An 11663-nucleotide genomic window follows, 5' to 3' on the forward strand; every position below is an offset into this window, starting at 1 on the left:
GATCCGTATAGTGCACGTTTGGGTCCGCTATCATTACTCGCGATGACACCGCCGATTGTTGCATCGGCAGGTCGGTAAGGTCAATCGGTATCATTTGTTTATACTCCGCAAGCTGGTCTTGCACTTCTTGAAAATTCGCACCCGGTTGAACGGTCACCGTCATGTCCCCGGCAGAATGTTCTAGAATGCGATTCATATTTTTGAGAGACAATTCGATGTCAGCAGCTTCTGTGACGCCGCCAAAACCTCGTTTCGAACCATTACCCGTTGGGATCACCGTCTCCTTTTTGGCTTGCGCTTCTTGCAATAGATGAACCACTTCTGCTTCAGATAGAGGTTCATAGCGTTTCTTCCCTTTATTGCCTTTCATTCGTTCGTCCTCCTTCCTGAATTGCCTCTTTCAATAACGTTTCAACATAGGTGAGGTGCATGTGCATGGCTTCTCTTGACCGTGTCGCGTCTCCTGCCTGAATCCACGCATACAGCTCGGTGTGCTGATCGTGAATGGCTTTCGTAAGTCCCGGGTCATTAGCAATTAATTGGTGACAATCTTGCAATGCTTTCTTTAAGCTCGTTGAGATTGATTCCAATAGTTGAACGAGCATGAGATTGCCTGTGCAGTTGGCGAGGGCGAGGTGAAAAGCATAATCCGCTTCCCAGCCATCAGCGAGTAAAGAGTCGAGCTCCTTAAGCTGTGCTTCTGTTCGCATTTGTGCAGCTTCGAAAGCGATGCCAGCCTCAACAATCTTACGGACAGCAAACAATTCGTGTACCGTTTGTTCGTTTGAAAGATTGAATTGAAAAGAGGGAAGTGGTTCGGTATCAGCGACAAATATTCCCTCACCTTGAACTATGGTAATGAGTCCTTTCCCTTTTAGACTCGTCAGCGCATCACGAACGGAAGAGCGGCTAACGGAAAACTGATCACACAGTTCGCGCGTCGAAGGAAGCTTCTCTCGTGGTTCATACATTTTCGACGTTATCCAACTTTCAATTTGCTCAGATACTTGCTCTGAAATTCTTTTTGTCATTATTTTCTGAACTTGAATGTGTTTCACCTCCAAGAGGTCAGATGTATGATATGTGATTACATCATATACGAATGGCAGTCATTAAAGAAGGTGTTTGGCTAGACCTAATTGGAATAGGGGGTATGTATTTTAGTTATAAGCCGAAAAACTCTATTTTAAAAAAATATATACTGTAGAAATTTACTATTTCGCACAGATCTATTGTTACAATTTTTTTGTAATTCATTAGTTCTTGAGCAAATAATCTGACAAATAATGTTGACAAATTTCAGATAAATAACTATTATGTTGCTTAAGATAGAACAAAAAGAATGAATTTTTGAAAAGGAAAGCTGTTAAATACAAAAAATTGTAATCATCGAACAAAATTTAAATTTTTTGTTGTGAGGTGAACTGGATTAATTTAATTTGAGGTGAAAATATGAATAGTGTAATTTTTGATCAAGCCATTCGCTCCGCAGAGATCATTCATAAGATGTTAGGCTCTAACTGCGAAGTTGTCGTCCATGATTTCAGTAACTTGGATGAGTCATTAATTCATTCATCAGGGACACTCACGCAAAGAGATATCGGGTCGCCGGCAACGGATTTGGTATTAAAAGAGTTACAAAAACCGCCGGAAGAAGTAAAAGACCTAGCCAATTACTCGACGACGTATGATGGAATTATAATGAAATCCTCGACCATCTTTTTAAGAGATATTGGGGGTCGGGTCGTTGGGGCGCTCTGCATTAATCTAAATATTAGCAAGTTATCTTCATTGCAAGAAGAATTACAGCAATTTCTCTCTATTGAAGACGGAACAGAAGCAAACGAATCATTCTACTCAACAGTACATGATGTGATTGAAGAGATGGTGGAGAACGTTGTGAGCGAATTCAACAAAGGAATTGATCATTTAAGTATGGATGAGAAAGTGGATATCGTTCGAAGGCTCGATTACAAGGGAGCGTTTTTAATTAAAGGAGCCGTTGAATATTTAGCCCAATACTTAAACGTTTCTAAATTCACAATATACAATTATTTACAAAAAATAAAAACAGAAAAAGAGTATCATATCGGAAAAGGTGGATTGAATAATGGTTGAAGAAATTGTAACAGACGATGCACCAGCAGCAATTGGACCCTATGCCCAAGCGGTTAAAGCAGGGAATCTTTTATTTTTATCAGGTCAATTACCTATTGATCCAAACGATCAACAACTTGTACATAGAGAGGTTCGAACTCAAACCCGTCAAGTTTTAGCGAATATTAATTCAATCTTGAAATCACAACAAATGAAAATAACCAATCTCGTAAAAACAACAATATTTATTAATGATATGAACCACTTTCAAGAAATCAATGAAGAGTACAGTCAGTTTATGCAGGAACATCGTCCGGCAAGGTCTGCGGTAGAGGTAAGTCGTTTACCAAAGGACGTTCTTGTGGAAATAGAAGCAATTGCTGTTTTTGAAGATTAAACCATTTTGAGAGGAGCATTACAAATGAATAAACGATTCATGATGTCTTCTTTTCTTATCTTATCAGCAATGACTGTCGCTGCATGTGCAGATCCAGAGCCTGAAAATGCAGTAACAGGAACAAATGAACAAGGTGATGAAGAGACGCCTGTGACAACTGAAGAAACGGAAAACTCTGTTAGCCTCGCCTGGAATTCACAGCCTCCAACTCTCGATCCACATGTCACAAACACGAATGTAGTAAGAGACTTAGCTCGACCAATTTTTGAGCAACTCGTAACCTTTGACGTAAGCTATGAGCCAATTCCAATGCTAGCGGACTCTTTTGAGGAGAATGAAGACGGAAGTGAAATTACCTTTTATTTAAGAGAAGGTGTTCTTTTTCATAATGATGAAGAAATGACCGCCGATGATGTTGTTGCATCAATGGAGAAGTGGCAGTCAGGTGGTGCACCGGCTGCTGCAATGGGCGATTCAACATGGGAAGAAATTGATGAGTATACCGTCAAACTTCACGTAGACGAGCCTTCCATCTCCGTAATGTACACACTTGCAGATGTGACTCAAGCTGCTGCGATCATGCCAAAAGAGATTATAGACAGCGCCGGCTCTACTGGTGTTGAACAATATATCGGGACAGGCCCGTTCCAGGTGGAGGACTGGGTGTACGATTCTTATATTCAATTCTCTAAGTTTGATGATTATCAATCGTTAGATGGAGAACCTAATGGGTTAGGTGGAAAAAAAGAAGCCCTTGTTGATGATCTGTTTGTCTACTTCGTTGCAGATGATTCTACGAGAACAAATGGCATTATTACTGGAGAATATGACTATGCTTTTCAATTGCCGCAAGATAGCTACGATCAATTGGAAGGAGCAGATGGTATTGTCAATGATGTTTGGCCGTTTGGATTTCAAACATTAGTGTTTAATAAAGAAGGAATTTTCGGTGATCAGTCGTTAAGGTCAGCTGTGAATTATGGCTTGAATAATGAAGACCTTTTGGCATTAGCGTTCACTGATGAAACATTTTATGAAATGGAGCCTGCGTATATGAGACCAGAGCAGACAAGCTGGTATACGCAAGCTGGTGAAGAACATTATGATGTGTATGATCTTGAGCAAGCTGAGCAGTTGCTAGATGAAGCGGGTTACAGCGGAGAAGAAATAACAATTCTAACAAGTGAGGATTATAGCTACCACTATAACTCCGCTATTATTACCCAGCAAGCATTAGAAGACTTTGGGATGAATGCAACCTTAGATGCAACAGACTGGGCAACGCTTTTAGAAAGAAGAGATCAAAAAGAAGGTTGGGACATATTCTTTACGCAATTTACAACTGTAGCTACACCGTTATCGTATCCGTTTTTGCATTCTGAAAATGAATACGCAGGCTGGACGAATAATGAAGAGATTGATCGGCATCTCGATGGTATTCGATATGCTGATTCACAAGATGAAGCAACCGAACTGTTCGAAGATCTCCAACAAATCATTTGGGAAGACTTACCTGTTATTAACGTCGGTATGGTGAACTTTATCTCGAGTTATTCAGATGATATTGATGGATATTCAGAATTTATGGGTCCGATCTTTTGGAATATGAGTATAGAAGAGTAATGAAAGCAGAGATTTACGATATCTGAATGTTTATCGTAAATCTCCTTTCTTTTCGAGGACAGTTAAGGATGTGAGTACATAATGAAAGCATACATTCTCAAAAGAATTTTATCAGTCATACCTGTTTTACTTGTTGTGGCAGTTGTTGTCTTTTTTATTATCCACTTAACACCTGGCGATCCAGCGGCTGTCATACTCGGTCCAGAAGCAACTCAACAGGACGTGGAACAGTTAAGAGAGAATTTGGGGTTGAATCTCCCAATCTATGAACAGTTCGTTACGTGGTTTTTCAATGTTCTAAGAGGAGATTTAGGTTGGTCGATTTATATGAATAAGCCAGTATTGAACGCATTTTTTGACCAATTAGGCCCTACATTCTCATTAGCTATTTTATCCCAAGCTATCGCTATTCTTATCGCTATCCCAATGGGGATCATCGCAGCGAGTAGAAGAGGAACTTATCTTGATCGCTTAGTAATGAGTTTTTCGTTATTCGGCGTTTCGGTACCTAACTTTTTGTTGGCTCTACTATTAGTATTAATCTTTGCTGTACATTTCTCTCTATTGCCTGTTGCAGGGTACCAACCTCTTTCCGCCGGCGTTTTTGAGCATGTGCGTTACTTAATCTTGCCTGCAATTGCGCTCGGTGCAATTCAAGCAGCCTTAATATCAAGAGTAACAAGGTCATCCATGCTAGAAGTTCTCCATTCCAACTATGTAAAAACAGCTGTTGCAAAGGGAGCGAAAGAATCGGTCGTCGTCATTAAACATGCGCTAAAAAATGCTTTTATTCCAATTCTCACCGTTATTGGGCAAACGTTTGGTCAATTGATTGCAGGTGCAGTTGTCATTGAAACGGTATTTAATATTCCTGGCATTGGACAATTGATAATTAATGCAATTACGAGACGGGACTTCGAAGTGGTGCAAGGCTCTATTTTACTAATTGCAACGTTTTATGTCGTCATTAATCTAGTTGTTGATTTAATGTACGGATTAATTGATCCAAGAGTGCGCCTTAATCGAAAGTAACTGCTAACGAAAAGAGAGGAAATGCTATGCAGGTTAATCAACTTGAAGTGAATACACCACAGCTGAATAAACAAGCACTGAAGCGAAAACAAAGAAAGCTATTCATTCGCCGTTTTCTAACCAACCCTTCAGTAACCTTTGGTTCCATTATTCTGATTGTTATTGTTGTTGTCGGTTTGTTTGCACCGATTATTGCAACCCATGACCCGTATGATATTCACCCAACAGAACGTCTGAGCGCGCCGAGTTCAGAGTTTTTCATGGGTACAGATAATCTAGGAAGAGATTTGTTTAGCCGCGTCGTTTACGGTACACAAGTTTCGATGTATGTAGGCCTGTCGGTAGCAGCCATTTCTGCATTCTTTGGTTTACTTATCGGGTTGTATTCCGCGTATTATCGACCACTTGACCACGTGTTAATGAGGTTTGCTGATGGGTTAATGGCGTTCCCACCAATACTTCTAGCGATTGCCATTATGGCTGCGATGGTCCGAACCCAACAAATGTTATTTTAGCGCTTAGTGTTGTCATGATCCCTACTGTTGCTCGTGTCATTCGTTCCGCCGCGCTCGTTATAAAGGAACAAACGTATATTGAAGTATTAAAAGCCCAAGGAGCAAAATCATTTCGAGTCATCTGGCGACATATTGCTCCAAACACGCTCTCTCATTTAATTGTCCAGTTAACTTATGTATTTGCGATATCCATTATTATTGAGGCAAGTCTAAGTTTTTAGGCGCAGGGATCCCTGCGCCAACACCAAGCTGGGGAAACATTATCTATGAAGGAAAAAGCGTGTTGCATTCCGCATGGTGGATGACCATATTCCCTGGTGCATTTATCGTTATGGCGGTGTTGGCCTTAATTTATTTGGAGATGGGTTACGAGATTTATTAGATCCACATAGAAAATAGGTGATCAAATGGGAGTATTATTAGAAGTCCACCAGCTTAAAACAACGTTTACGACGGAAAATGGAAAAATGACAGCAGTTGATGATGTTTCATTTCATGTAGAAAAAGGTGAAATGATCGGAATTGTAGGGGAATCAGGTTGTGGGAAAAGTGTTACATCAGAATCGATTATGCAGTTGTTAAACCGGAGAACGACGGACTACTCTGGGGAAATTCTTTTTAAGGGCAGAAACTTGCTTCATCTAAAGGAAAAACAGCTCAGAAAAGTAAGAGGGAATGAAATCTCTATGATCTTTCAAGATCCGATGAGTTCTCTAAATCCTGTGTATACGATAGGAAATCAAATTGCTGAGGCAATCATGATTCACCAGAATAAGAGTAAGAAAGACGCTTATACTCAGGCCGTTGAATTACTTCGACTTACTGAGATTCCTTCTCCTGAAAAGCGCGTCCATGAATTTCCTCATGAACTATCAGGGGGAATGAGGCAAAGAGCAATGATTGCGCTCGCTTTAGCTTGTGAACCAGAATTATTGATTGCTGATGAACCTACGACTGCGCTTGATGTAACCATTCAAGCTCAGATTCTTGATCTTATCAAAGATTTAAAAGAGAAGCAGGGCATGGGTGTTGTTCTCATTACACATGACCTTGGCGTTGTTGCAGAAACATGTTCAAGAGTGGTCGTCATGTATCTCGGACAAGTGATTGAAGAGGCAAATGTTCATGATCTATTTGAGTCACCATTGCATCCATATACGGGGCTATTGCAGTCTGTGCCAAAAATTGATGGTGATCGCTCCAAACGATTGAACGTTATTCAAGGAACCGTTCCTTCATTAAATAACATACCTCCTGGCTGCCGGTTTTATGAACGTTGCAGCTTCCGGACAGAGAAATGCAAATCAGAGGCGCCATCTCTTGATTCTGCCAGCGGGACCCAAAAGGTGCGGTGCTGGAATTATAAAGAAATCAAAAGTAGAGAGGAGGTAGGAATGAATGTCGGCTCCACATGAAGAACAAGTGCAAGATGAACTTTTGGTCGTTGATCAATTACAAAAACACTTTCCCATAACAAATGCGCTAGGGAAAACGATTAATAACGTACGTGCAGTTGATTCTGTGAGCTTCACATTAAAGAGGAAGCAAACACTAGGTATTGTTGGTGAATCTGGTTGTGGGAAGAGCACGACAGGTCGGACGCTTCTCAGGCTCATTGAGCCGACAGGAGGGAAGGCAGTATATAAAGGGCAAGACCTCTTTTCTCTAGAAGGAAAAGAGCTCATGAAGATGAGAAGAGAAATGCAAATGATCTTTCAAGATCCCCATAGTTCAATCAATCCAAAGCAGCGTGTCGGAAATGCGGTAGAGGAGCCGATGGTAATCCACCGACTGTATAGTGGAAAGGATCGAATGACGAGAGCGATGGATCTACTCGCCAAAGTTGGCCTTAGAGAAGACCAATACTTTCGGTTCCCGCATGAATTCTCTGGAGGTCAGAGGCAACGAATAGGCATCGCTCGAGCGTTAGCAGTTAATCCAGAAATTATTGTATGTGATGAACCTGTGTCTGCACTCGATGTGTCCATTCAATCGCAAGTCATTAATCTTATGCAAGACATTCAAGATGAATTTGACTTGGCGTATATTTTTATCGCGCATGACCTAAGTGTCGTTCGCCATATTGCTGATGAAGTGGGAGTAATGTACCTAGGCAACCTCGTAGAAAAGGCAGAAACAGATGAACTATATAAACACCCGCTACATCCGTATACACAGGCGCTGCTATCATCAATTCCAAGTTCAAGTCCAAGTATCAAAAAAGAACGAATTACGTTAAAAGGAGATTTACCTTCTCCTATCGATCCTCCGAATGGCTGTAAGTTTCACACGAGATGCCCCCACGTGATGAATGTATGTAAGGAGATAGCTCCAGAATTTAAACATGTTAGCAGTGAGCATGGGGTTGCTTGTCATTTATATTAGAAAGGGTGAGCGGTCATGACCGAAAAATTATTTGAAGATTTGCAAGCGATATATCCCGAGATGGTCGAATTTCGACGTGAGATGCACATGAATCCGGAATTATCATTTCAAGAAGTGCACACCCCCAAAAAATAGCAAACTATTTACGTGATTTAGGCTTAGAAGTGAGAACGGAAGTTGGAGGCAGAGGTGTTGTAGGGAAGCTTCAAGGAGAAAAACCGGGAAAAACGATTGCATTTCGAGCAGATTTTGATGCTTTGCCGATTCAAGATCAGAAGAACGTGGATTATAAATCAACTGTGGACGGTGCGATGCATGCGTGTGGGCACGATATCCATACAGCGAGCTTGCTAGGTGCGGCGAAAGTGCTTAGTCAACATAAAGATAAAATTAGCGGGTCCATTATATTCATTCATCAATTTGCTGAGGAACAAATTCCAGGTGGTGCCATCTCAATGATTGAGGATGGTTGTCTTGATGGGGTCGATGAGATCTACGGAGCACATGTGTGGACGTCCATCCCTTTAGGAACGATTGGTATTATTGGTGATTATGCGATGGCTGCTGGTGATCAGTTTGATATAGAAATCATTGGAAAAGGGGGACACGGGGCAAAACCACATGTCACCGTAGATTCAATCTATATTGCGTCTCAAGTATTAAACCAATTGCATCAAATCGTCGGCAGACAAGTTGACCCTTTAAAGACAGGTGTAATTACAGTCGGTAAGATAAATGGAGGACAAGCCTTTAATATTATTGCGGAAAACACGAAAATGTCGGGTACGGTTCGAACGTTTGATGCTGAAGTTCGAGATACCATTGAAGAGAAAATAAAACAAGTAACAACAGCTGTCTGTGAAGGGTTAGGAGGGACAGCAAACATCTCCTATACGCGTGGCTATCCCGCACTATACAATCACCCTGAACCTTTAGAGAAAGTTGATGATCTTGCGCAAAACGTTGTAGGAAAACCTCATGTAAAATATTTATTACCATCTCCAGGAATGGAGGATTTCGCCTATTATGTAAAAGAAGTGCCCGGTGCTTTTTTCTTTATCGGTGGTGCAAATGAAGAGATTAATGCTGTATATCCGAACCACCATCCAAAATTTGATGTGGATGAACGTTGTATGCTAAATGCGGCTAAGATGTTTATTTCACTTGCGCTGCAAGAGAAACAAGGTGCAGATGATGAAAGGTAAAACGATTGTTGTTACAGGTGGTGGCAATGGGATTGGGAAAGCAGTAGCTAGGATGCTACTCTTTGAATCAGCAAATGTCATTATTACTGATAAGAATGAAGATGCTGGTCATCGTACATTTGCAGAATTGCATGAAGAGTATCCGGGTAAAGTTGACTTTCTCCCCCATGATATATCTTCTCAGGAAAGCTGGGAACAAGTGAAAAGCGAAGTACTAAACAGATACGAGCGAGTGAACGGTCTGTTTAATAATGCAGGTGTATTCCTAATTAAGCCATTAGTCGATACTTCGGTAGACGATTTTCATAAGATTATGAATGTAAATGTGCTAGGAACATTTCTAGGAATGAAGACGTTCATCCCTCATTTGGTTGAAAACGGCGGGGGATCAATTGTGAATAACAGTTCAACAGCAGGGCTAGTTGGAGCTAAAAATGTGTCATTATATGGAATGAGTAAAGGGGCAATTCGGACACTTACCAAACATGGAGCACTAGAGTATGCAGACAAGCAAGTGCGCATAAACGCAGTGTTCCCAGGATTTGTGGATACAGAAATGATGAGGCATCGTGAAGATAGAGAAAAGAATGAAAAGGTTGATTATCAGAAAGGTGTTCCGCTTGGTCGTATTGGCAACAGCGAAGAGATCGCTCGCACTGTGCTGTTTTTATTGTCAGACCAGTCTTTATATACAACCGGTGCGGAATTTATTATTGACGGAGGCAGAACAATTAGTGCTTCTTATTAAAATGGAGTGTGATCGATGAGCGGGAATATATGTCTTACATTTGATTTTGATGCGATATCGTTATGGTTGCAAAAAGATATGACGTCAATGAGTTCAATCTCAAGAGGTGAATTTGGTGCAGAAGCAGTCCCACGCTTCCTTCATACACTTAAAAAGAGAAATCTAAAGTCAACGTGGTTTATACCAGGACATACGATGGAAACCTACCCAAAAATATGTCTAGATATTCATGACGACGGTCATGAAATTGGATACATGGTTATGATCATGAGAATTTTAATCTGCTTGACGAGCAGGAAGAACTTGATATCTTGAATAGGTCTTTTCATGTGGCGTCTGATTTAATGGGTAAGTCACCGAAAGGATTTCGTTCTCCCTCTTGGGATGTCTCATCAAGAACAATCAAAAACATCGAGGCGTTAGGACTGATCTATGATAGTAGTCAGATGGGCAAAGACTACTCACCCTATTATTCAAGAAGTCAGGATCAATTTCCAAAACAGAAGCCACCTATTTTCGGGGATCAAACGACAATTATTGAAATTCCTGTTTCCTGGTCTTTAGATGATTATCCGTATCTTGAGTTTTCAAAGGGGACATCAGGCTTTATACCAGGTTTAAAAAAGCCAGAGTACATGTATGATAATTGGCTTGACGATGCGTCGTACATGTCAAGAGATTTCAAAAACGGCAATCTGGTCGTCACCCTTCATCCGCAAGTATCTGGTCGAGGTCATCGATTATTAGCATTTGAGCGATGGTTAGACACCCTCATCGAGCGAGGGTTTACGTTTACAACGATGGAAGAAATTGCGCTTCGATTTAGCCAAGGTGAAAAATTTGGAAGGTATGAACCAGCATAAACAATCAATAAAGCCTATTGTTCATGAAGAGAATTTAGTAGAACAAAGTTTAAACTTCAGTGTGGTTAATTGTGGACAACTGTAATTTAGATCGCTCCAAACACCAGTTTCTTCCAGTGTCTGGGCGATCTATATATATATATTGAACGTTATGTTTTCAAGTAATAATACACAGCCCGTCATGTTCGCATCCCCATTGAGCTAGGGGAGCAATGCTGGCGGGAACTCCCAACATTCATGTATAGGAAGAAGTTTGGTCTGAAGTTTGTACCTACGCTCTATCGATGTTGAGGTAGTGTGTGCTTATAAACATCTCTAGCTGGATAACATTTAGGTATAATTAGGAAATTGACGATCTAGATCACCCCGAAACGATCTAGATTGCTTTTATCATGATCTATATGGAATGAACTAAACCTTTTCCTGATTAGCACAGTTAGTTGGTACTTTTTACTGCTGGCGGATGGTTGTACTCCAGAGCACAAGGACAGCATCGGTGACCAAAAAACAGCCACCGTGTTTTCTAAGCAGTCCAGACTACAAGTGCAACAGCGGTGGTCAAAGTACGCCCCCCGTGTTTTCTATGCACTCCAGAGCACAAGGACAACATCGGTGGCCAAAAAACAGCCACCGTGTTTACAAGGGCGACACGGTTCACGTTTCTGCCTACTGGCTACGGTGTGGAAAGATGTCCAAATGCCCCATATATTCATTTAAGTGACACTTGGGAAAGAAAAATCATCATTTTTAATGTGGATGTGCACATAAACGGAGTCAACGGTCACAAATTGCGATCTA

General features: G+C 41.0%; 12 protein-coding genes and 2 pseudogenes. 12 read left to right on the forward strand and 2 right to left on the reverse strand.

Annotation, left to right across the window (positions count from 1 at the left end; genetic code table 11):
* Nucleotides 1-2 precede the first annotated feature (2 nt).
* Together JCM19039_RS22225 and JCM19039_RS13940 are read right to left on the reverse strand one after the other, a co-directional pair.
* Nucleotides 3-370: pseudogene (locus tag JCM19039_RS22225) on the reverse strand (FAD-binding oxidoreductase); the annotation flags it as partial.
* Nucleotides 357-1031 carry a FadR/GntR family transcriptional regulator gene (locus tag JCM19039_RS13940; protein WP_052398808.1) on the reverse strand — a complete coding sequence of 225 codons (675 nt, stop codon included), beginning with the start codon at nucleotides 1029-1031 and terminating at the stop codon, nucleotides 357-359. The pseudogene JCM19039_RS22225 and the gene JCM19039_RS13940, both read right to left, overlap by 14 nt.
* A 421-nt stretch (nucleotides 1032-1452) precedes the next feature.
* Between JCM19039_RS13940 and JCM19039_RS13945 the strand changes: the two genes are divergently transcribed.
* The 12 genes and pseudogenes from JCM19039_RS13945 to JCM19039_RS25670 form a co-directional block, all read left to right on the forward strand.
* Nucleotides 1453-2118: a transcriptional regulator gene (locus tag JCM19039_RS13945; RefSeq protein ID WP_042402484.1), complete on the forward strand. Its 666-nt coding sequence runs from the start codon at nucleotides 1453-1455 to the stop codon at nucleotides 2116-2118.
* Nucleotides 2111-2494: a RidA family protein gene (locus JCM19039_RS13950; protein WP_042428196.1), complete on the forward strand. Its 384-nt coding sequence runs from the start codon at nucleotides 2111-2113 to the stop codon at nucleotides 2492-2494. The genes JCM19039_RS13945 and JCM19039_RS13950 overlap by 8 nt, the downstream gene beginning before the upstream one ends.
* A gap of 24 nt (nucleotides 2495-2518) precedes the next feature.
* On the forward strand, nucleotides 2519-4117 hold the full coding sequence (locus tag JCM19039_RS13955; protein ID WP_042428199.1) for an ABC transporter substrate-binding protein: 1599 nt from the start codon (nucleotides 2519-2521) through the stop codon (nucleotides 4115-4117).
* Nucleotides 4118-4198: 81 nt separating this feature from the next.
* Nucleotides 4199-5149, forward strand: coding sequence for an ABC transporter permease (locus JCM19039_RS13960; RefSeq protein WP_042428202.1), 951 nt, complete (start codon nucleotides 4199-4201; stop codon nucleotides 5147-5149).
* 26 nt (nucleotides 5150-5175) lie between these two features.
* Nucleotides 5176-6063, forward strand: a pseudogene (locus JCM19039_RS28015) (ABC transporter permease).
* An 8-nt stretch (nucleotides 6064-6071) separates the two neighbouring features.
* The gene (locus tag JCM19039_RS13970; RefSeq protein WP_042428204.1) at nucleotides 6072-7079 is read left to right on the forward strand and encodes an ABC transporter ATP-binding protein; all 1008 of its coding nucleotides are present in this window, start codon (nucleotides 6072-6074) and stop codon (nucleotides 7077-7079) included.
* Nucleotides 7063-8049, forward strand: a complete 987-nt coding sequence (locus tag JCM19039_RS13975) for an ABC transporter ATP-binding protein (protein ID WP_042428206.1) — start codon at nucleotides 7063-7065, stop codon at nucleotides 8047-8049. The genes JCM19039_RS13970 and JCM19039_RS13975 overlap by 17 nt, the downstream gene beginning before the upstream one ends.
* A 164-nt stretch (nucleotides 8050-8213) precedes the next feature.
* Entirely contained in the window at nucleotides 8214-9254 is a 1041-nt protein-coding gene (locus JCM19039_RS13980) for a M20 family metallopeptidase (RefSeq protein WP_307190268.1), read from the forward strand.
* The gene (locus JCM19039_RS13985; RefSeq protein ID WP_193744246.1) at nucleotides 9244-10002 is read left to right on the forward strand and encodes an SDR family NAD(P)-dependent oxidoreductase; all 759 of its coding nucleotides are present in this window, start codon (nucleotides 9244-9246) and stop codon (nucleotides 10000-10002) included. The genes JCM19039_RS13980 and JCM19039_RS13985 overlap by 11 nt, the downstream gene beginning before the upstream one ends.
* Before the next feature lie 15 nt (nucleotides 10003-10017).
* Entirely contained in the window at nucleotides 10018-10317 is a 300-nt protein-coding gene (locus tag JCM19039_RS22230) for a polysaccharide deacetylase family protein (protein ID WP_052398809.1), read from the forward strand.
* 29 nt (nucleotides 10318-10346) lie between these two features.
* Nucleotides 10347-10865 (forward strand): hypothetical protein, encoded by a 519-nt coding sequence (locus JCM19039_RS13990; protein ID WP_193744247.1) that lies wholly within the window; start codon nucleotides 10347-10349, stop codon nucleotides 10863-10865.
* Between the two features lie 554 nt (nucleotides 10866-11419).
* Nucleotides 11420-11663, forward strand: a 244-nt coding sequence (locus tag JCM19039_RS25670) for a hypothetical protein (RefSeq protein ID WP_238545060.1), incomplete at its 3' end; no start/stop codon positions are given.

The sequence above is a fragment of the Geomicrobium sp. JCM 19039 genome (assembly GCF_000698145.1).
Classification (GTDB): domain Bacteria; phylum Bacillota; class Bacilli; order Bacillales; family Marinococcaceae; genus Geomicrobium_A.